The organism is Acinetobacter calcoaceticus (genome assembly GCF_900520355.1).
GTDB classification, from domain to species: Bacteria; Pseudomonadota; Gammaproteobacteria; order Pseudomonadales; family Moraxellaceae; genus Acinetobacter; species Acinetobacter calcoaceticus_C.
Genome location: NZ_LS999521.1, coordinates 2,718,098 through 2,738,519, shown reverse-complemented (window position 1 = coordinate 2,738,519; position 20,422 = coordinate 2,718,098). Strand labels below are relative to the sequence as shown.

Annotated in this window: 18 protein-coding genes and 1 tRNA gene; 7 read left to right on the top strand and 12 right to left on the bottom strand. The window is 38.5% G+C overall.

Features of this window, described 5'->3' with window-relative positions; translation table 11 throughout:
* Positions 1-48 precede the first annotated feature (48 nt).
* A complete protein-coding gene (argG, locus tag AC2117_RS13085; RefSeq protein WP_100222880.1) occupies positions 49-1,407 on the bottom strand; it encodes an argininosuccinate synthase in 1,359 nt (452 codons plus the stop codon).
* Between the two features lie 444 nt (positions 1,408-1,851).
* On the opposite strand from argG, the gene AC2117_RS13080 reads away from it, so the two are divergent.
* The 3 genes from AC2117_RS13080 to AC2117_RS13070 all read left to right on the top strand — a co-directional run bounded on the left by AC2117_RS13080 (position 1,852) and on the right by AC2117_RS13070 (position 4,747).
* Positions 1,852-3,882 (top strand): NADPH-dependent 2,4-dienoyl-CoA reductase, encoded by a 2,031-nt coding sequence (locus AC2117_RS13080; protein ID WP_133974653.1) that lies wholly within the window; start codon positions 1,852-1,854, stop codon positions 3,880-3,882.
* An 86-nt stretch (positions 3,883-3,968) separates the two neighbouring features.
* Positions 3,969-4,058: transfer RNA gene (locus AC2117_RS13075), tRNA-Ser, on the top strand.
* 365 nt (positions 4,059-4,423) lie between these two features.
* Positions 4,424-4,747: a hypothetical protein gene (locus AC2117_RS13070; RefSeq protein WP_133976363.1), complete on the top strand. Its 324-nt coding sequence runs from the start codon at positions 4,424-4,426 to the stop codon at positions 4,745-4,747.
* Positions 4,748-4,899: 152 nt separating this feature from the next.
* Here AC2117_RS13070 and AC2117_RS13065 read toward each other — a convergent pair whose 3' ends face one another.
* From AC2117_RS13065 to AC2117_RS13055, 3 genes are all read right to left on the bottom strand, one after another.
* Positions 4,900-5,994 carry a M48 family metallopeptidase gene (locus tag AC2117_RS13065; RefSeq protein WP_133974651.1) on the bottom strand — a complete coding sequence of 365 codons (1,095 nt, stop codon included), beginning with the start codon at positions 5,992-5,994 and terminating at the stop codon, positions 4,900-4,902.
* A gap of 20 nt (positions 5,995-6,014) precedes the next feature.
* Positions 6,015-7,103 carry a YjgN family protein gene (locus AC2117_RS13060; RefSeq protein ID WP_133974649.1) on the bottom strand — a complete coding sequence of 363 codons (1,089 nt, stop codon included), beginning with the start codon at positions 7,101-7,103 and terminating at the stop codon, positions 6,015-6,017.
* A 345-nt stretch (positions 7,104-7,448) separates the two neighbouring features.
* Positions 7,449-7,715, bottom strand: a complete 267-nt coding sequence (locus tag AC2117_RS13055; RefSeq protein ID WP_133976362.1) for a hypothetical protein — start codon at positions 7,713-7,715, stop codon at positions 7,449-7,451.
* Between the two features lie 679 nt (positions 7,716-8,394).
* Between AC2117_RS13055 and AC2117_RS13050 the strand changes: the two genes are divergently transcribed.
* From AC2117_RS13050 to AC2117_RS13035, 4 genes are all read left to right on the top strand, one after another.
* On the top strand, positions 8,395-8,949 hold the full coding sequence (locus AC2117_RS13050) for a TetR/AcrR family transcriptional regulator (RefSeq protein ID WP_133974647.1): 555 nt from the start codon (positions 8,395-8,397) through the stop codon (positions 8,947-8,949).
* Between the two features lie 289 nt (positions 8,950-9,238).
* On the top strand, positions 9,239-9,910 hold the full coding sequence (locus AC2117_RS13045) for a CsgG/HfaB family protein (RefSeq protein ID WP_133974645.1): 672 nt from the start codon (positions 9,239-9,241) through the stop codon (positions 9,908-9,910).
* Between the two features lie 17 nt (positions 9,911-9,927).
* Positions 9,928-10,296, top strand: a complete 369-nt coding sequence (locus tag AC2117_RS13040; protein ID WP_092707479.1) for a DUF4810 domain-containing protein — start codon at positions 9,928-9,930, stop codon at positions 10,294-10,296.
* Positions 10,293-10,973, top strand: a complete 681-nt coding sequence (locus AC2117_RS13035; protein WP_133974643.1) for a DUF799 domain-containing protein — start codon at positions 10,293-10,295, stop codon at positions 10,971-10,973. Before AC2117_RS13040 ends, AC2117_RS13035 begins: the two co-directional genes overlap by 4 nt.
* Positions 10,974-11,130: 157 nt before the next feature.
* Here the strand turns inward: AC2117_RS13035 and AC2117_RS13030 are convergent, their stop codons facing one another.
* From AC2117_RS13030 to AC2117_RS12995, 8 genes are all read right to left on the bottom strand, one after another.
* Positions 11,131-11,490 (bottom strand): hypothetical protein, encoded by a 360-nt coding sequence (locus AC2117_RS13030; RefSeq protein ID WP_133974641.1) that lies wholly within the window; start codon positions 11,488-11,490, stop codon positions 11,131-11,133.
* Between the two features lie 374 nt (positions 11,491-11,864).
* Positions 11,865-13,223 carry an amino acid permease gene (locus AC2117_RS13025; protein ID WP_133974639.1) on the bottom strand — a complete coding sequence of 453 codons (1,359 nt, stop codon included), beginning with the start codon at positions 13,221-13,223 and terminating at the stop codon, positions 11,865-11,867.
* 147 nt (positions 13,224-13,370) lie between these two features.
* The gene (locus AC2117_RS13020; RefSeq protein WP_133974637.1) at positions 13,371-14,816 is read right to left on the bottom strand and encodes an NAD(P)/FAD-dependent oxidoreductase; all 1,446 of its coding nucleotides are present in this window, start codon (positions 14,814-14,816) and stop codon (positions 13,371-13,373) included.
* 18 nt (positions 14,817-14,834) lie between these two features.
* Positions 14,835-16,166: an APC family permease gene (locus AC2117_RS13015; RefSeq protein ID WP_133974635.1), complete on the bottom strand. Its 1,332-nt coding sequence runs from the start codon at positions 16,164-16,166 to the stop codon at positions 14,835-14,837.
* A 197-nt stretch (positions 16,167-16,363) separates the two neighbouring features.
* Entirely contained in the window at positions 16,364-17,071 is a 708-nt protein-coding gene (locus AC2117_RS13010) for a cache domain-containing protein (RefSeq protein ID WP_133974633.1), read from the bottom strand.
* A gap of 65 nt (positions 17,072-17,136) precedes the next feature.
* The gene (locus AC2117_RS13005) at positions 17,137-17,856 is read right to left on the bottom strand and encodes a FadR/GntR family transcriptional regulator (protein WP_133974631.1); all 720 of its coding nucleotides are present in this window, start codon (positions 17,854-17,856) and stop codon (positions 17,137-17,139) included.
* A gap of 55 nt (positions 17,857-17,911) precedes the next feature.
* Positions 17,912-18,682 (bottom strand): nuclear transport factor 2 family protein, encoded by a 771-nt coding sequence (locus AC2117_RS13000; protein ID WP_003652774.1) that lies wholly within the window; start codon positions 18,680-18,682, stop codon positions 17,912-17,914.
* A gap of 28 nt (positions 18,683-18,710) precedes the next feature.
* The gene (locus AC2117_RS12995; RefSeq protein WP_133974629.1) at positions 18,711-20,141 is read right to left on the bottom strand and encodes a gamma-aminobutyraldehyde dehydrogenase; all 1,431 of its coding nucleotides are present in this window, start codon (positions 20,139-20,141) and stop codon (positions 18,711-18,713) included.
* Between the last annotated feature and the right edge of the window lie 281 nt (positions 20,142-20,422).

The following is a 20,422-nucleotide window of genomic DNA, read 5'->3' as shown; positions in this document are numbered from 1 at the left end:
AAATAAAAAAGCCACCTTTGTAGGTGGCTTTTTTATGAGCTAAGAAAATTATTTTTTCTTGCTATCTAATTGTGGTATAGCAGAACCTTGACCGATTGAAAGCAAGCCAGCATCTGTATAGATACCAAGTTTTGCACGTGTATCGGTAATGTCGAGGTTACGCATAGTCAACTGACCAATACGGTCCATAGGCGAGAACATTGAATCACCTTTTTCCATTGTTAAACGTTCAGCTTCGTACGTTAAGTTTGGAGATTCAGTGTTCATGATGGTGTAGTCATTACCACGACGAAGCTCAAGAGTAACTTCACCAGTAACAGCTTTAGCAACCCAACGCTGTGCAGTTTCACGCAACATAAGCGCTTGAGAGTCGAACCAACGACCTTGGTAAAGTAAACGACCTAAACGTAAACCGTTAATGCGGTATTGCTCGATCGTATCTTCGTTGTGAATACCAGTAACCAAACGCTCATAAGCAATATGAAGAAGGGCCATACCCGGTGCTTCATAAATACCACGAGATTTCGCTTCGATAATACGGTTTTCAATTTGGTCAGACATACCCAAACCATGACGGCCGCCAATACGGTTTGCTTCAAGAATAAGCTCAACCGGATTGTCAAAAGTTTGACCGTTCAATGCAACAGGTACACCTTCTGCAAAACGTACGGTCACTTCTTCTGGTTTGATTTCAACGTCATCTTTCCAGAAAGCAACGCCCATAATTGGGTCAACGATTTTGATACCAGCATTTAAGTATTCAAGATCTTTTGCTTCGTGAGTTGCACCCAACATGTTCGAGTCAGTTGAATACGCTTTTTCTTTTGACATTTTGTAGTCAAAACCGTTGTCGATCAGGAACTGTGACATTTCTGCACGGCCACCGAGTTCATCGATGAAGTTTTGATCTAACCAAGGTTTGTAAATTTTAAGATTCGGATTGGTCAACAAACCATAACGATAGAAACGTTCAATATCGTTACCTTTATAAGTTGAACCGTCACCCCAGATGTTAACGTCATCTTCTTTCATTGCAGTAACTAACATTGTACCTGTTACTGCACGACCCAATGGAGTCGTATTGAAATAAGGAACACCACCTGTACTGATATGGAATGCACCACACTGAATTGCAGCAATACCTTCGAGCGCAAGTTGTAAGCGGCAGTCAATTAAGCGAGCTTTTACAGCGCCGTATTGTTCTGCTTTCTTTGGAATTGCATCGTAGTCATCTTCATCAGGCTGGCCTAAGTTTGCAGTGTATGCATAAGGCTCTGCGCCTTTTTGTTTCATCCACAATAGGGCAGCTGAAGTGTCTAGGCCTCCGGAGAAGGCAATCCCAACTTTTTTGCCTACTGGTACATGCTGCAAGATAGTTGCATTATCAGTCATTGCTAATCCTAACATTTATAAAAAAGACCCCGTACAGGTGGTCTCGAGAATTCTGAATGGCGGCTATTGTAGCACTATTCATGGTGCTTTTTTTGGCAAAAAAAGCATTAATTCGCTTGTTCTGCTTTGAAGTTTTAATTTGATAAAAAACTAAGCGCACTTATAGAATGAGAAGAAGTAAGTGAAGTATTGTTGTCCAAATAAGAAAAGACTTTTAATAACTTAAAAAGAAAATAGGATGAATATGAAGCGTCACCATTTTTGGAATGATTATGCTGTTTCTATTATATAAATGGGAGAAAGAACCAGATTTCATTAGTGTCATTAAATAAAAGCAATAGGTTGGGGCTGGATGGATTGACCATAAGCCTCGATAAAATTTTGCTCTTGGTCATCCAAAACCATAAAAAAAGTATTAAAGTACTATGCAACAAGTTGCAAAAACTATTGGGACGCAGCATGACAAGTTACGCCAATCTATTAAAACCATTACATTTAGGCTTTACCACTATTAAAAACCGTGTGGTGATGGGATCCATGCATACGGGACTTGAAGACCGTTTCTATAATTATCCAAAACTGGCAGCTTATTTTGAAGAGCGCGCAAAAGGCGGGGTTGGCCTAATTGTGACCGGCGGTATTTCACCGAACCGTCAAGGATGGTTGGCACCTGCTGGCGGAACCATGAATAGCTTATTTGATGTTCCTCAGCACCGTTTGGTAACGCATGCTGTTCATAAACATGGCTCTAAAATCTTAATGCAGATTTTGCATGCGGGCAGATATGGTTACCAACCTTTTGTGGTGTCTTCTAGTCCGATTAAATCGCCAATTTCACCATTTAAACCACGTCAACTATCTGACAAAAATATTCTCAGCACAATTGATGACTATGCACAGTGTGCGGACATTGCCAAAAAAGCAGGCTATGACGGTGTCGAGATTATGGGCTCGGAAGGTTATTTAATTAACCAATTTTTGAGTAGCCACGTGAACCAGCGGACTGACCGCTGGGGTGGTGAAATTGAAAACCGTATGCGTTTTCCAGTCGAGATTGTTAAGGCGATTCGTGCCAAAGTTGGCGAGAAATTTATTATTTGTTTCCGTTTGTCTTTGCTGGATTTAGTTCATGACGGTAACACCATGCAAGAAGTGGTTACTGTTGCCAAAGCTCTAGAAAAGGCAGGTGTGACTTTATTGAATACCGGCATTGGTTGGCATGAAGCCCGTGTTCCGACCATTGTAACGTCTGTACCTCGTGCTGCTTTTGTTGATTACACGGCCCATGTAAAACAACATATTTCTATTCCGATTATTGCATCAAACCGTATTAACATGCCTGAAACTGCCGAAGAAATTTTGGCAAGTGGCAAAGCGGATATGGTTCAAATGGCACGCCCTTTATTGGCCGATGCATTTTGGGTAAATAAAACGGCGACTAACCGTGTTGATGAAATTAATACCTGTATTGCCTGTAACCAAGCGTGTTTAGACCATGCTTTTAAAAATAAGCGTGTGTCATGTTTGGTTAACCCACGCGCAGGTCATGAAACTGAACTGGTTTATTTAAAAACCAAGCAGCCTAAACGTATTGCGGTAGTAGGTGGCGGAGTTGCGGGTATGTCAGCAGCAACCGTTGCGGCGAGCCGTGGTCATGCAGTCACTTTGTTTGAAGCCACTTCAGATGTGGGCGGTCAGTTTAACTTTGCCAAGGTAGTGCCAGGTAAAGAAGAATTTCATGAAACGATTCGCTACTTTAAAGTCCAACTCGAAAAAACAGGCGTGGATGTACGTTTAAATACTCGCGTGAATCGTGAGCAGCTTGAACGCGAAGGTTTTGATGAAGTTATTGTTGCAACAGGTGTAATCCCTCGCGCATTAAAGATTGAAGGAAGCCATGCACCACAAGTTCTTTCTTATGCTCAAGTTTTAAAAGGGGCAGAAGTTGGACAAAAAGTAGCAGTGATTGGTGCGGGTGGTATTGGTTTCGATGTGTCTGAATTTTTACTTAAACCTCCACATCAACCACAGCCTCAACCTTTAGCCGAATGGCAACGTGAATGGGGAATTGACCCGAACCCTGACTATGTTTCTGAGGGAGGCATGCAACCTGCCCAGATTGAACCTCCAGTTCGTCAAATTTACTTACTGCAACGTAAAACTACGCCGTTAGGTGTTGGGCTTGGGAAAACTTCTGGTTGGGTACACCGTGCACAGCTTAAAAAGCATGGCGTGCGTATGCTCCGTGGTGTGCAATATAAAGCAGTCACTGATGAAGGGCTTTGGATTGAACATAATGGTCAAGATCAACTTTTACGTGTAGACACTGTTGTGGTGTGTGCAGGTCAGGAGTCGGTAAAAGACTTGATGCCAAAAGAGGGTGAGTCGACCGTAGCAAACTATCATATTATTGGTGGTGCAAAGCTTGCAGCAGAGTTAGATGCGAAGCGTGCGATCAAAGATGGTGCAGAATTAGCTGCTCGATTGTAATATTTGATGAAACAATACGCACTTGAACACAAAGCAGTGATTTTTTTCTTGAATAAAATGAATAAGCTTTGTATTCTTACGCACATGGAAGCGTGGCAGAGCGGTTTAATGCACCGGTCTTGAAAACCGACGAGGGTGTGAGTCCTCCGTGAGTTCGAATCTCACCGCTTCCGCCAAATTCGAAAAGCCCCTGTTAAAAGCAGGGGCTTTTTTTATATGTATGTTTTTTAGTACTTAGAAACCTGTATAAAAATTTGGATTGAGTTAGGCAGATTTAGATGCAGCTTAATTTTATATTTTTAGTTAATACACCTTCATAATGGTCAATATCTTGTAATTGTTTGAAGAATTCTTTCGGGTCAACTATTGCTGCTATATGTATAATTATGGGTAGAATAGCTCCTTATAATACTAACCCCTTTGCATCCCTAACTTGCAAAGTAAAATCGATCTCGGTATACGCTGAATTTAAATTAATAGATATGGATAGTTCATGAATTTAATAAATCACTGTAGTAAGTCATTTCTTGCAATTTTTCTTATGATGAATCTTTCAAATACATATGCAGCAAAGATACAGGCTGTAGATGCTGAAGTGCAGGAGAGCGCTGTAGACGCAATGGAAGCAGTTGGAGCAGAAGCTGTAGAGGTTGGTGAAGATGAGGCTGCATGCCGTGCTGACGAGGCGTGTGATGTTGCATCAGCTGTTCCTGAGGATGAAATGTATGGTGGAATTCAACAGGAATATGTCGTAAAAGGCTGTAAGGTAACAATCTACAACGATGGGCCTGTGAAAATGGTCAATGTAAAGACGGATCAACCATGTGATGCTCCACTTCCTAAAGACCATAAATTTTCTAGATAGAGCTTGTGAATCTATAAATTATTTTGTGCGCCTTTAAAAAAATGTTTTAGTACTTAGAAACCCATATAAAAATTTGGATTGAGTTGGGCAGATTAAGACTTCAGCTTAATTTTATATTTCATAGTGTCTTGGGACTGAATCCTCACTTTCTACTATTTAATATTTAGCTTTTGTTTTTTCTCAAAATCATGGACCATTCGAATACGCTCTTCAGTTGCAGGATGAGAAGATAAAGTATCAAGAACAGCTGTAGATAGTTTATTAGCTGAAGATTCTTCTTGAGAAGTTGGCGGGTTGGACTGATTTTTTTTATCGATACCTTCTTCTGTTGTATCGCTTAAACGTTGTAAGAAATTTGCGAAGTGCGAGACTTCTATGTGCTTCCTATCCATCAGCTGTAAAGCATATAGATCGGCTTCGGACTCAAATTTACGTGAATAATTTGCACCAATCATAGCGGCAGGTAATGAGGTAAATAAGTCTGAATTATCTCCTGTCATTGCAATATATAATACACTTAGGCCTAAACTAGTTAACCCTTGTTGTAAACTATGGCGATAAATCAAATGGCCTTGTTCATGGGCTAATACGCCTAAGATTTCCTGATTAGTATGTGCCATTTTGATCAGTTCATCTGTGATGATGATCGTATTATTAGGTAATGCTACAGCATTTGCTCCTAATTGATTACCTTGACGGAAGACTAATTTGGCTGGTCTGTTTTCAGCAATAGTATTCAAATATTGTTTAGTAATTTGGTCTTTTTGAGTTTGTGCTAATTGGCTGGGTGCAGTCCAATTATTTAATACATAATTCTCGGCTTCATCACCTAGTTTCTTTAAAGTATTCTCAGGTAATTGAAAAGCAAGATAATGGGATGTAGCTGGAACACCCCATTTCACGAGACTGATCGCGAAAGTAATCACAAAAATTACACTAAAAAGAATAAGAGCTGGAGAGCGTTCAAATTTCCAGATCGAATGTTGAACCTTTTTAGTTGCATAATTAAACCATTCAGGTAATGCACTATGAAATTCAATCCGTGCATCATCAGATAATTCAATTACTGGATGTAACTGCCCCAGCGCACCAATCAATTTCATATCAGTATATTGATAATGACACTGAAGTTCTAATTGCTCACCATACCGAATTAGAACTTCAGATTCAGATTGAGCTGAAATCTGAGCACGGTGAGGTTTAGAGACTATGCCATCATAGAAAATGATATCTACTGCTTGGGACATAAATTATTAAACTCAGATTATTATAGAGAGATGTCAATATCAAAAATATCACTGATTTCTTCAGCTAAAGCACTTTGTTCTTGCTGAGCTAGATTCATCATTTGATCTGGATCATCTAATAAAATTAAACTCATCGATTCAATCTGATATTTGTGGATACGAACTGCAGCCCAAGCAGACATTAAGCCTATAGTTAAGATTTTTACAATCCAGTTTGAAGCTACAATCCATGCAAAACGCCATTGATTACAGTCTGTTTTAAATTGACTGTTTCCAACAGTAGTATTGTTCCATGTCGTAATAAAAAGACGTGCAGCAATTAATGGATAAATAAATAATCCAATAAATGCATATACCATAAACATTCCGAAGACTACAGAGTTCGATGAGAATCCAGAAATTGTTCCGATAATACCAAAGTAAAAGATTGAAAAGATAGCAATTACACCAAGCGCAATAAAAACGGGTATATAAAATGCAGCCATGTATGCAGACCAATTTGCGTTTAATTTAAAATTTAATTGTCCAGCATATAAGTTGTTAAGATAATATTTTTTATATAGCCAAATAGCTACTGGTGTAAAGATTCCTAATGTGAAAATATATACCAATATACTCAAAAGAAAGACTTTATAAGATTCTTTTATCGTTCCACCAAAATAAAAACGTGTGTTGCCGAACTTACTATTTCTTGCCGTAAAACGCAAAGTAGCCCGAATTAACCAAGGTACTGCTGTATATAACGCAACTAGTCCAACCACAGTCGCAATCATTGAATACTGTGATGAAATTGCAAATACGACGTAAATTCCTAATGCAATTAAACGTCCAATCAAAATCTTGGTTGGAATCCCTGTAAAATCAAAGCGACGTTCAAAAAATTCTGTATTGCCATAGAAATAGCGTAAGCGACGAACTTTAGCCCACGGTGCATATAAGCTTAAAGTAATAATAGTCAAAAGGATATTAACGATCCAGATTCCAAAATATTCTGAGGCTTTACCATGAAACTTAAAATGATAAATTCCTGATTGTGAAATGGGTGGGGACGTAATATTTTGATCCTCATTCAAATCTTGAGGAGATGAGGGTAAAGCTTGTTCTTGCATTTTATTCTCTTTATTGAAAGTAATAGATAATTAGAAAGCTATTGAGAATATTATATATTTTTTATAAATTGAAATAAATAGAATGAAAAGCAAACAACAATTTGTTATTACCTTCTTATTGGCTTGTTCGAGGTAAAAGCTTATCGTGAGAAGCATACTTATTAGGATTTAAGTTGTATTGGCGTTTTCTTGCGATTTTAAATTTAGTAGTAACTCTAATTTGAACTAAAATTTTTCTGAATCATTCATTTCATACTACTCACTTTACTTAGTAGAATATATCCTTATGCAAACTGTCTGTCATAAATAGGCTATTTAAAAAAATATAAACTTTCTTCGCAAAAATTATTGATTCCAATAAGTATTAAATGTTTCTTTAATGCCAATGTCATCCTCCATGTACTTATCAGGAGATATCTTTAATCCAATACCACTTAAATATATTACCGCTTTCCAAAGAAGCTCCTCTTTAATTGGAGGATCAAAAATTAAGTCTTGGTTATCCAGTGCATTCATTCTTTTTCTTGCCCATTCTTCAGCATCGTCTCGACTGATTTTATGGTTTAATAGATCATTGAATACTTGTTGTACATCTAATAAAGATATTTTCATTTCATGGTTTTCCATTTTTATATTCTAATCTTACCTGTCGAAACTAATATATCTATATAAATTTCAATTCTTTTATAAACCCTTCTTTAACAATAACTCACTCATTATTTATCCTTACTTTTTAATGATCTATTTTAAAGCAAATGTCGTTTTGTGTGCTTGACTGCAATAGGGTAGAGCACTATCCTTTGCCTGCTGGCCACATTGCCAGTCGGTTGTCGCAGACCGGGAAAACAAAGTCGATATGCAAAACTCTTGTTTTTGTGTGTCGGGAACTCGTTCGCCCCCTTTTTCTCTACGGTAGGGCGGAAGGGGGACACCTTCGGGTGTGCTGGTTCCTTTGTTTCCAGTCTGCGAACCCCCTTTCGTTCTGCCACCATAATTTTAATGTTTTGGCAGAACTCCCAATAAAAAGGAGTTGGCTTTGCACATTCATTATCTCTTGGCAGCCTTTGCCAAAAGTTATAACGACACAACTTAAACTTTTAGGGTAGTTTGAAAGTCATTAGGCTTTGCGGACTTTAATTCGTCTTAACCAAAAACTTAATCAACAATAAAACTTGAGATGTGCCAAGCACAGTCTTTATGGGCTTTGCTATGCCTTTTATTTGCTTAAAAAAGAGTGAAGGCATTTTTATCTCATTTATATACAACAAGAATTTTTTATAACGGTAAAACTATGCCACATTCAGATCTCCCATTTCGTGCTTTAAGTGTGCTTCACACTTCCAGATATTTGTTTAACAACTATGGTTTTCATAATGTCGGGGTTGACCGAATTATTGAGTCAGTAAAAGTTCCCAAAGCCACTTTTTATAATTACTTTCACTCAAAAGAAAGGCTGATTGAAATGAGCCTGACTTTCCAAAAAGATGGTCTAAAACAAGAAGTGCTTTCAATCATCTATGTTCAAAAAGACTTAACGCTGCTTGAAAAGCTTCGCAAAATTTACTTTTTACATGCCGATTTAGAAGGGCTCTACCATTTGCCTTTTAAAGCTATTTTTGAGATTTCAAAGACACATCCAAAGGCGTATCAGGTGGTCGTTGAATATCGAAACTGGTTCATCAATGAAATCTATAATTTGCTTTTAGCAACCCATGTAAATGCTTCAAAACAAGATGCACACATGTTTTTATTTGTGATTGATGGGGCAATGGTTCAGCTTTTAGATCCAAACAAGCCAGATGAAAGAGAAAGGTTGTTAGATTATTTTTTAATTACTCTAGGGTAGGTGTGGTGAGAACAGAGCTAAGAAAAGATACTAAAAAGCTTAGCTAAGGCCAGCAATAATCGCTGCTCGATTTATCATTATATTTATAATATTTTATAAGATTGCTTGCACACATATATCACTGTAACCAAATTCAAAAAGCTCCTATAAAAATAGGAGTTTTTATTAATTAAATATTTCTAAAATAAAAATAGCATTTTTTACTCAATGGTTAAATTGCTGGATTGTTTGACAGTCTTTTTGTATATAATATGTATTCTTTATATTTTGTAACCATTATAGAGTAACCATGAAAAAAATATTAATCATTACTACTTTGAGTTCTTTCAGTTTAATTGCGTGTTCAACTACTGAAACTTCAAGAACGATCCAAAGCCCACAAGTAGCTGTAGCTACATCTCAAATTAAATATACCGGAGTAAAAGCTCCAGTTTCTATTGGTAAATTTGATAATCGCTCTAGTTATATGAGAGGTGTTTTCTCTGACAATGTAGATCGTCTAGGTGGGCAAGCGAAAACTATTCTTGAGACACATTTACAGCAAACTGGTTATTTTACAGTTTTAAATCGCGACAACTTATCTGAGATTAAACAAGAAGTTGATTATAGCAATACAAGCCAATCTATTAAAGGCGCTCGTTATGTCATTACTGGTGATGTATCTGAGTTTGGTCGTAAAGAAGTAGGCGATCAGCAATTATTTGGTATTTTAGGTCGCGGTAAAGAGCAAGTTGCTTATGCAAAAGTTAATTTAAATGTTGTTGATGTAAAAACATCAGAAGTTGTGCATTCAGTACAAGGTGCGGGTGAATATGCATTAGGTGCTCGTGAAGTATTAGGTTTTGGCTCTACAGCTTCTTATGATTCTACTTTAAATGGCAAAGTACTCGATTTAGCTGTTCGTGAAGCAGTTAATAATCTAGTAGCAGATATTCAAAATAACCGTTGGTCAGTTCAATAATTTTGGATATGTGTTAGATGAAAAAAATTCTTTTAAGCAGTTTTCTTGCTATGGGATTGGTTGGTTGTGCCGCAGGTCCTCAACCTTTATATAATTGGGGAACTTATACTCATCAAACCTATTTGATGTATAACGCACCTGAGAAAGCTACACCAAGTGCGCAAATCACAAAATTAGAAGCTGAAATTGAAAAAACTAAAGGTAAGGGCTTAGCTGTTCCACCAGGTTTATATGCTCATTTGGGATTATTATATTTACAAGAAAATAATTCTCAAAAAGCAATCGAGTATTTCCAGCTTGAACGTCAAGTATATCCAGAGTCTACAGTTTTAATGGATCGTTTATTGCAAAAAATGAATGCAAATGGTGGGTATACAAAATCATGATTAAGAAATTTTTAATTGCTGGTTTGGTTATTTCTAGCCTTGCATTTACGGGATGTGCTGTTACTCCACCGCCGAATAAAGATATTACGGCTTATAAAGCGCATATGCCAAAATCGATTTTGGTATTGCCGCCAGTCAATGATTCACCTGATGTAAAAGCGACTTATAGTTATTGGCCTACTGTGGTGGCGCCTGTTGCAGAAGCTGGCTATTACGTTTTTCCAATCTCTGTTGTAGACAATATGTTTAAAGAGAATGGTGTTACTAATGGCAGCGATGCTCAGTCTATCTCACCTCAGAAATTACAAGAGATTTTTGGCGCAGATGCTGCTTTATATATTCGAATTAAAGAATATGGCTCTAAATATCAAGTCATTCAAAGTGTCGCGACAGTAAGTGCTGATGCAAAGCTTGTTGATTTAAAAACTGGAGATGTGATTTGGACAGGCGAGAAAAAACTTGTTCAAGCAAGTAATGATGGCAACGCGGGTTTAATCGGAATGGTCGTTGGTGCTTTAGTTGAACAGATTGCTGGCAGCTTTAATGATCGGGCTTATCCATTAGCAAGTATGGTAAATACTCAACTTTTTACCCCAACGACTTATAATCCGGGTATGGGGTTGTTATATGGTCCACGTTCACCGAAGTATCAACAAGATGGTGTTGTAGCTAAGTAAATTAAAGTTTTAGCTAAAGTGTTAATTTATTGAAAATAGGCTGCTTCATATATTAATGATATGGAGCGCTATATAAAAAATTATTATTCCAGATGGTTTATAAATTTTTTGGTTAAGCAGGAGAGCTAGAGCAACTAGTTCTCCTGCTTAATTCGTTTTACTTCTTTAATTTAAAACGGTATTTACATTTTAGGCAGCGATAATCCTGAAAAATATTTTTGTCGATCATCACACCCGCTTTTTTACCAAAAATATTACCAACTACACCACCAGTGATTCCTGCACTAATTGCACCGACAAAAGTTCCTACAGTTCCGCCAACAATCACACCTAACGGACCAGCAACGGTACCAATAGCTGCCCCAACAGTAGCGCCAGTTGCCGCACCACCCACAGTGCCTGCTGTTGTACCAGCAGCTGTTAGTAAAACACCACCAGTTGTTCTAAGTAATTTGTCATGGTCACGTGCTTCAACTTCTGTAGAACCACACTTAGGACATTGCAGAGCTTTTTCCATAAAATTTCCTGTCTTTCATCATTGAGTGACGTAGTTGATTGAGCTGAATCAAAGAGTGGGTAAATCAATACTTATAACTAAGCGCTTTGCCTGATCGGTGATTGCAACAATAAACTTGTCAGCTTTGATTTTAGCTGAACATGAGCGCAAATATTTATAGATCATGTAAACACTTGTACTTTAATAATTATCTCATTAAAAACCAATCTTTAGAATGATGAAGGGTTACATATCAATGTTTCTAGCAGAGGGTCATTCAACAATGATGAATAGAATGTGAATGGTTTTTTGAGTAGATTTTCTGAAGTTACTTAGGGTGACGAGCTGTTAAATGATTAAAGGCTTATCCTGTTTGGATAAGCCTTTTTTGAATGCTAGAGCGCTTTTTTCCAACTTAAAAATTTATATAACCCAAACATGAAAGTGATCCAGATCGGAAGTAAAATCACGGATTTATCAAAGCCTTGAGTCCACATGATATATAAAATCATGCAAATAAAAATCAAAACGATATAGTTACTCAAAGGTGAAAATAGCGCAGGGAATTTGACAACTTTATTTTCAAGTTTCATCGCATGCTTAAATTTTAAATGAGTAAAGCTAATAATTGCCCAGTTTAAAACTAAAGCGGCCACTGCCATGTACATGAGATAGCTTAAAGCTTCTTCTGGTACGAAATAGTTCAGTAATACACAACCAAAAATCAAAATAGAAGAGAAGATAACAGCAGCTTTAGGAACACCTTGTTTGCTCACTTGTGCAAAAACTTTTGGAGCATGGCCCTGTACTGCAAGCCCATATAACATACGGCTGTTGGCATACATACCGCTGTTATAGACAGAAAGTGCCGCAGTCAAAATAATAAAGTTAAGTAAATGTGCGGCCCAACCAATTCCAAGTTGGCTAAAAATCATGACAAATGGGCTTTTATCTAAACCACCAAGGTCAAGCTGATTCCACGGAATAAGCGACATGATGATTGCAAGTGAAGCCACATAAAAAACCAAGATTCGAAAGATGACTTGGTTGATCGCTTGTGGAATGCTTTTTTCTGGATTTTCAGCTTCAGCAGCAGTCATTCCAATCAGTTCAATGCCACCAAAGGCGAACATTAAGAAGGCGAGCATATAAAACAAGCCTGAAAACCCATGCGGGAAAAATCCACCATGCTGCCATAGGTTTGAAAAGCTAGCTAATGAGTCGCTACCGGCTGTAAGCAATAAATATAGTCCAAACACAATCATTGAAATGACCGCAGCAACTTTAATAATGGCTAACCAAAATTCAGATTCACCATAAAATTTAACATTGCCCAAGTTCAAACAAGTGACTAGAACAAAGAAAAATAAAGCCGATATCCATGCCGGAATATGGGGCCACCAGTAATGCACATATTTAGCAACTGCTGTCAGCTCGGTCATTGCGACCAGAATATAGACAACCCAATAGTTCCAGCCTGATAAAAAACCGGGGAATCTTCCCCAATATTTTTGTGCAAAGTAACTAAAAGAGCCTACAACTGGTTCTTCTACGATCATTTCACCCATTTGGCGCATAATTAAAAATGCAACCAAACCAACGATGGCATAACCTAAAATAATGGAAGGACCAGCAGATTGGATAACTTGTGCAGAACCTAAAAATAGTCCTGTGCCGACAGCACCACCCATAGCGATTAACTGGATATGGCGATTTTTAAGTCCACGTTTTAATTGGGAAGATGAGTTGCTCAAAATATATGCGCTGAATTAAAAAGCTGGCGCTATTGTAATAGATTGGTTAGGGATAACCTAGTTTGAAAAGGATTTTACTCAGGTAAATAAAAGGACCCGCACAAAACTGTACGAATCCTTTTTTAAGAAAAATAGGTTTTTTAAAGATTAGAAAGAAACCATTTTGCCGGGATTCAGCATTGCACCAATGCCATACATGCTTTTTGCGAGTGGAATGACAACGGGTGCAAGTGTGCGGCCAAATATAATATTTTGATGGTCAATTTTAGATAACATTTCAAAGTCGTTAGATTGCCCAACAAAATCACTTGCGATGGCTTTACCAATACGCACGGTCTGAGCAACGCCGTGACCGCTCCAGCCATGAACCGCGTAAATCGGGAATTTATTGCCGAACTTACGGCTATCGACTGCACCATTTACGGTTAAATCAGTCGTTCCACTCCAGACAAAATCCATCTCTAAATTTTTAATTTGAGGGAACACCGTATGAAATCGATGCTCTAGATAATTTAAGGTTTTCTCTGGACCCCAGCATGTTCCTGTGCCTTGTCCACCGAACAATAAACGGTTATTAAACACAGGACGGTAATAATCAATCTGGAATTGAGTGTCATAAACCGGATGCCCAAATGGCAGAAGCTCTTTTGTATCAAGCTCTAACGGAGCGGTGGTCGCTACATAGGTATAAAATGGAATAGTCGTATTGTTTTGTTCTGATAAAAGTTTAAACGAAGCATGGTGAACAGCTAAAACTACAGATTTTTTAGCTTTCACGACGGCATTGGCTGTTTGAACATAAATACCATCTGGTTTTTCTTCTATCGAAATAACTTCTGTTTGCTCATAAATAGAACCGCCGTTTTGGCAAAAACCATAAATTAAGCCACGGTTTAAAGCTAAAGGATGGATTTGTCCACCCAACTCATCAATTAAACCGCCCGTATAATAATCAGACTTAATATAGTCCATGAGTTCGTGTTTACCCACAATGCGAGTATGGTCTTCACCTAAATATTTTCGTGCATCTGAACCTTGGGTTAGACCCACTAAATGTCCTTCATGAACGGCGGCAGTGATATGACCTTGTTTTCGATCAAAGTTGAGTTGATATTTTTCTGAGATGTCATCAATGAGTTGCATGGCTTCTGTTGAGGTAAAATGCCACAGTTTTTTTGCATCTTCATAGCCCAGTCGATCGGCCATTTCTTGAGCTTCCCAGCGTGCCAAACCGGGGGTAAGTTGTCCGCCATTTCTGCCAGAGGCTGCACTGCCAATACGATTTTTTTCTAATAAAACGGTATCTACGCCTTGTTCAGCTAAATGTAAGGCTGTCGATGAACCTAATAAACCGCCACCAATAACAACCACATCACACTCAATATCAGCTTTTAAACTGTCAAATGTATGCCAATCAGAAAGTGAACTTTCATAGTAGTTCGCTGGGTTATCTACCGATGTGTCTTTTTCAATTGTTGTGTCGAATTTTGCATGTTTTGGATTTAACCAGCTCCATTCTTTACCCATTTGTAGAGATTTACTTGGTTTATACTCCACATCTTTTAGAAGCTTTGGTTTAGAAATAATGTTCATGATGAAGTTCCTGTAAAATTAATAAGCATTACTAATAGCAATACTTTGTTTTTTAATCGTTTTATAGATAAATAAAAGAATGCCTAAAGATAACCAGAAACATCCGAAAGTCAGTGAAGATGAGTCAAGGTTAAGCCAGAGGCAAATAATGCTGATGACTGATATAAGTGGCAAAAATAGGTTTAAGAATTTATTTTTAAACCCTGAGCGCTGTTTATCTTTAATATAAAATTTCATAAAAACCGAGAAGTTTACGGCTGTAAAAGCGACTAGAGCACCAAAGCTGATGAGGCTTACGACTTGTGCTAAATCTAGAAAAACCGCGGACATCGAAATAAGACCAACAAATAAAACCGAGAAAAATGGTGTACCTAAGGAGATATGAATTGTCCCAAAATACTTTTTAGGAAAAATATTGTCAGTGCCCATTATATACAGTAAACGTGACGCGCTGGCATGTGAGGCTAGGCCAGAGGCAACGGTGTTCATAATTTGCCCGCATAAGAATATGGATTGAAAAAATGCACCACCGACATAAAGCACAATTTCAGGAAGTGCTTCAGTAGGGTGCTGGAAGCGAAGATTATTTGGAAAATAAAGCTGAATAAACCAAGCGGCGGTAAAGAAAATGAATCCACCAGCAAGTGTTGTTAACATGACTGCTCGGGGAATATTTTTGGTGGGTTGCTTGGTTTCATTTGAAAGCGTAGTAACCGCATCAAAACCTAGAAATGAAAAGCACAAAACTGAGGCGCCCGCCACGAGCGGTAGTAAAGATTGGTGCTCATGCCAGAGTGGGGCTAAAGTAAGTACATGATCATAGCCTTGTGCAGAACCAATGCCATGAATCACTAAATAGACAAAGATAACCATGAGTATAATGGGTGCAAACACAAACAATAGGCTTAAATTGGCCAGTAATCGAATGCGGAAACAGTTCACTAAGGTGACTAAGCTCGCTGACACAATCACCCAAAACCAGTAAGGCAGACTTGGTATGAGGGCAGTGAGATAAATTGCGGCAAGCAAAACATTAATGAGTGGTAATAACAGATAGTCGAGTAGGGAGCACCAACCGACAAAAAAGCCACTTTTAGGGCCTAGGCTTTCAGCAGTATAGCTATATGCTGAGCCTGATTTTTCTGAATTTTTGCTGAATCTTGCATAGCTCCAAGCAGTGAGTAACATGGCGCCAAGTGCGAGTAAATAGGCAAGTGGCACATGACCATTGGTAATTCCAGAGACAATGCCGAAAGTATCAAACACTGTCATTGGCGTCATGTAGGCAATACCAATAATCGTGACTTGCCAAAGAGACAGTTTTTTTAAGGAAGACGTTTTATTTTCCATGTCATTTCAACCTCAAATTTCGTTGTTTTGCTTTTCATCCGGAAAAGCGATGCTATTTTTGAGCCAAAACTTCCCCAAGACCTGAATGAGCAAGTCTGTTTGAAGAAAGTTTGAACAAAAGCCAGAGGCTTTAGGTGCTGTTTCGCTTTGGTGATGCCCTAAAGTAAGGTCAAATATTTAGTATTTTTGACTTCACTTTAGATAACGACCAATTGAAAAGATTGACACGGTCGTGAGAGAACCTGCTCGGGGCTTTGTTCTCTAAATAATGTGCCTGTCCTGATCGTGACGTCATTTGACGTAATGACGCGAGAAGAATCGTTGATCACGATTGCTTTTTGCTTAATGTTTTTAAGCTTCGGCATGAGAAGTTTTTCGAGTGCGGAAACTAAAATATCGGTGGCAATCACACCGATAAATTGATCACGAATCATGACTGGATGGGCAAGGGTGATGGTGTATGCACCATTGCAAATATAATCGACATAAGGTCCATGGATGCACGGACTTTTATTTTGAGCAGGTTTATGGAACCACTCAAAAGAGCGAAAATCTAAAAATCGCTGAGCATTTTGATAGTTTTCAAGTTTGGCTTGTTGTAACTGATCTTCTTTTTTATACCACCATTCGAGTGTCCAATAATCTTGTTCTTCTTGCGTTGCAGGGCTATAACTTGCAAAGCCGATGCCTTGACTGTAATGACTTTCCTGTAGTGCCTTTTTAATTTCCTTTTGCAAAGCTGAACGTTCTGAACCGGAAAGCTTAATATCTTTTGTTTTTTCAGGTTCATGTTTTGACAGAATTTTGCTCGCTTTAGTTGCCAGTTTTTCTGTAATGGCTGTCGTTTCCTCAACCACCGTCTTTAACAAATTTTGAAGCTCTTCTATATCTAAATGTTGGGTCATTCCTATAACTCCTAAAATTCCGTATTTCTCACTCGATATTTGATAAGCGCTCTACTTTATTGTTTTTATTCGATAGATAACTTATATCGAAGCATTTGGTCTGTTAGCATCGAAATAATTTTTCGTGCTTGAATAACAGCATCATCTTCATTGCCTTGAACAAAAGATGATAAAAGTTGGTGGTATTGCGCGACGACCAATTGATGAAATTGATCATCTTGGTAAAGCACTGCGATGAGCGGAGCCCATTCGGCTTGTATGGTTAACTCTTGATTTGCCAGTCGAGCTGATTGGGCAAAAGAGGTGAGAGTGAGCAAGCAGCGTAAATCAAGCTGGGCACGAGTGTCTGCTTCAACGGCTTGTTCAAATTGCTCAATCAATTCTTTGATTTTGCCCAGTTCATATTCAGTGGTTCTTTGTGCTGCCAAATAGGCACCATGGCTTAAAATTGCACTATGAAATTCACCTAGATCAGCAAGATATTCATTTGAAGCTTGACGCAAAGGATGTTTGTTTAAGAGTAAGTCGGAAGGTAACTCACAAACAAAACTTCCACCGTTTCGTCCGCGTCGTGTATCAATCAGACCTTTTACCCGTAAAGTATTTAACGCTTCACGAACGGTAATCGGTGACACTCCCATTAAGCGAGCTAAATCCGCCTCGTTAGGAAGTTGTTCATTGCTTTTGAGCAATCCAGAGATAATTGCATTTTCCAAGCGTTCAACAACTTGTTCCGAGCGAGTTGCCTGAGCGATAGGTGCAAAAATTATCGTATATGCTGACATGGCGAATTCTCTAAAAGCTAAGTCAGTGACTTAGCTTAATGAAACGGATAAATGATTAAAACACGCCATATTGATGGACTGCCTGTTCATCTTCAGGCACAGCTGGTATTGCATCCCAAAGTTCAACAATTTTGCCATTATCTACACGCCACAATTCAAAATAGGCATGTCGATTTCCAGCAATATTTCCTTCGGAATGTGTCAATACAAATTGACCATCAGCAATGGAGCGATGAGTTTTGGAGTATACCAAACCTTGCCCTTCATTACGGATATTGTTCAAAAAATCAATCACTGCCTTAACGCCATCACCAATATCTGGGCTATGCTGAATGAACTGATCGCCGTGGGTGTATTCTTTAAATGCTTCGTAATTACCATCAATTAATGACTTCTTAAAGAAAGAGGTCACAATCTCACGATTTTCCTCTGGGTCATGATGAGTTACGATTTCGGTTGGACCATCTAATTGTGTTCTGCCACTCACATTCGGAGCTGCTTCTGCTACCAGTCCATCCCAATGTTCCACAATTTTGCCGTCTTTCACTCGGTAAATATCAAAGCCAACTAACGGGTTTTCATCTAATCCTTGAAAGCGCCCATGAATTGCAACCAAGTCGCCATCTGCCAATACACGCACAGCTTCATGTTGCATGTCGGGGCAGTCTTCTACCAGTTGACGCAATCCTGAAATACCGTTGGCAACCAGTGGAGAGTGCTCAATAAAGTCTTCCGAAAAATAGCGGTCTAGAGCAGTAGTGTCATGTAAATTAAATAACTCGTGGTGCGCCTTACTCACAAAGTCTTTCATTTCTTGTTTATTCATTTTGATCTCCTTTCAAATCTGATTTTTATTATTCATTTGAACTCATTACATGTTTAACGCGAGTATATTCTTCAAAACCGTAACCTGATAAATCTTTACCATAACCTGATTTTTTGAAGCCGCCGTGTGGCATTTCTGCAGTTAGAGGAATATGGGTGTTAATCCAAACCGTACCGAAATCAAGTTCACGAGACAGGCGAGTTGCACGTGCATGGTCTTTAGTCCAGACACTTGAAGCCAAGCCATATTCAATATCGTTGGCTTTTTCAATGGCATCATTTTCATCTGTAAATTTTTGAACAGTAATCACTGGCCCAAAAATTTCATTTTGAATTGCTTCGTCATGTTGTTTTAAACCACTAATCACAGTCGGTTCAAAATAGAAGCCTGGACGATCGGCTTGCTTGCCACCTGTTTCAACTTTGGCGTGAGTAGGTAAGTTGTCAATAAAGGTTTTAACATTCTTTAATTGATTAGCGTTGTTGAGTGGACCATAAAGTGCGTCTTGATCATCTGGTTCACCAAAGCGTGTATTTTTTGCCGCTTCAATTAATTTACCTAAAAATTCATCGTGAACTGCTTCAGCAACGATCACGCGCGTTGCAGCAGTACAGTCTTGTCCTGCATTGAAGTAACCCGTTAAAGCAATCATCTCAACAGCTTTATCGATGTCGGCATCTTCAAAAACAACAACAGGTGCTTTACCACCAAGCTCAAGGTGGGCTTTAGCTAAATTTGCTGCCGCAGAAGCTGCAACTTGTAAGCCTGCACGAACCGAACCTGTAATAGAAACGAGTGCAGGTGTTTTATGCGATACAACTTTTGAACCCACTTGAGCTTGGCCTAGCACCACATTAAATGCACCTTTAGGGAAAAACGGTGCAGCAATTTCTGCCAGTAAAAGGGTACTTTCAGGCGTGGTATCACTTGGTTTAAGTACCACTGTGTTACCAGCGGCCAAAGCTGGTGCAATTTTCCAAACAGCCATCATGAGTGGATAGTTCCAAGGTGTAACTTGACCAACCACACCGACTGGTTCTCTGCGAATAGAAGAGGTTAAACCTTCTAAATATTCACCTGAAGCTGTGCCATTGAGTAAGCGGGCAGCGCCTGCAAAGAAACGAACCTGATCTGCCGATGCACCTACTTCTTCAGATGCAATTAAGTGTTTTAACTGACCCGTATTACGGCTTTGAGCCTCAATTAAACGCTCGGCATTTGCTTCGATAGCATCTGCCAAATTCAATAATGCTTTTTGACGAGTCGAAGGTGTACTGCGTCCCCAAATTTTAAAGGCTTCTTTTGCGGCAGCGTAAGCTGCATCAACTTCGGCCTCGGTTGCATTAGGCGATTGACCGTAAACTTCGCCAGTCACTGGGCTTACCAAGTCAAAATAATCATTTCCTTTGCTAGCAACATATTCGCCGTTAATAAAGTGTTTTAGTTGAGTGTTAGCCATTTTTTATACCTTGTCCTTAGGTTTTAACATATAACATATAAGACTATATGTATTATGTTTTAAATTTTCTGTCAAATGCTTTGATGAGGGGAATGAGTGAAAAAAGTTGGAATTTAGATTAAATTAGATTTTAAGTTTTTGATTTGATTATTTAAAAAAATTAAAAAATTTATTGAAGATTTTTAGGAGAGGTTCATTGTTGTACTTGTTCAGTAGATTTGATGAATGACAATAGAAGAATTTTACTAGAAGAGAGCAGCTTGATGAGCCAAACCTTATGC

Bases quoted from the DNA above. Each gene is read 5' to 3' on its own strand.
- AC2117_RS13020 (WP_133974637.1), bottom strand. From the start codon at position 14,816: ATGAACATTATTTCTAAACCAAAGCTTCTAAAAGATGTGGAGTATAAA.
- AC2117_RS13000 (WP_003652774.1), bottom strand. From the start codon at position 18,682: ATGAATAAACAAGAAATGAAAGACTTTGTGAGTAAGGCGCACCACGAG.
- AC2117_RS13080 (WP_133974653.1), top strand. From the start codon at position 1,852: ATGACAAGTTACGCCAATCTATTAAAACCATTACATTTAGGCTTTACC.
- argG (WP_100222880.1), bottom strand. From the start codon at position 1,407: ATGTTAGGATTAGCAATGACTGATAATGCAACTATCTTGCAGCATGTA.
- AC2117_RS13070 (WP_133976363.1), top strand. From the start codon at position 4,424: ATGATGAATCTTTCAAATACATATGCAGCAAAGATACAGGCTGTAGAT.
- AC2117_RS13055 (WP_133976362.1), bottom strand. From the start codon at position 7,715: ATGAAAATATCTTTATTAGATGTACAACAAGTATTCAATGATCTATTA.
- AC2117_RS13030 (WP_133974641.1), bottom strand. From the start codon at position 11,490: ATGGAAAAAGCTCTGCAATGTCCTAAGTGTGGTTCTACAGAAGTTGAA.
- AC2117_RS13060 (WP_133974649.1), bottom strand. From the start codon at position 7,103: ATGCAAGAACAAGCTTTACCCTCATCTCCTCAAGATTTGAATGAGGAT.
- AC2117_RS13050 (WP_133974647.1), top strand. From the start codon at position 8,395: ATGCCACATTCAGATCTCCCATTTCGTGCTTTAAGTGTGCTTCACACT.
- AC2117_RS13040 (WP_092707479.1), top strand. From the start codon at position 9,928: ATGAAAAAAATTCTTTTAAGCAGTTTTCTTGCTATGGGATTGGTTGGT.
- AC2117_RS13045 (WP_133974645.1), top strand. From the start codon at position 9,239: ATGAAAAAAATATTAATCATTACTACTTTGAGTTCTTTCAGTTTAATT.
- AC2117_RS13015 (WP_133974635.1), bottom strand. From the start codon at position 16,166: ATGGAAAATAAAACGTCTTCCTTAAAAAAACTGTCTCTTTGGCAAGTC.
- AC2117_RS13005 (WP_133974631.1), bottom strand. From the start codon at position 17,856: ATGTCAGCATATACGATAATTTTTGCACCTATCGCTCAGGCAACTCGC.
- AC2117_RS13035 (WP_133974643.1), top strand. From the start codon at position 10,293: ATGATTAAGAAATTTTTAATTGCTGGTTTGGTTATTTCTAGCCTTGCA.
- AC2117_RS12995 (WP_133974629.1), bottom strand. From the start codon at position 20,141: ATGGCTAACACTCAACTAAAACACTTTATTAACGGCGAATATGTTGCT.
- AC2117_RS13010 (WP_133974633.1), bottom strand. From the start codon at position 17,071: ATGACCCAACATTTAGATATAGAAGAGCTTCAAAATTTGTTAAAGACG.
- AC2117_RS13065 (WP_133974651.1), bottom strand. From the start codon at position 5,994: ATGTCCCAAGCAGTAGATATCATTTTCTATGATGGCATAGTCTCTAAA.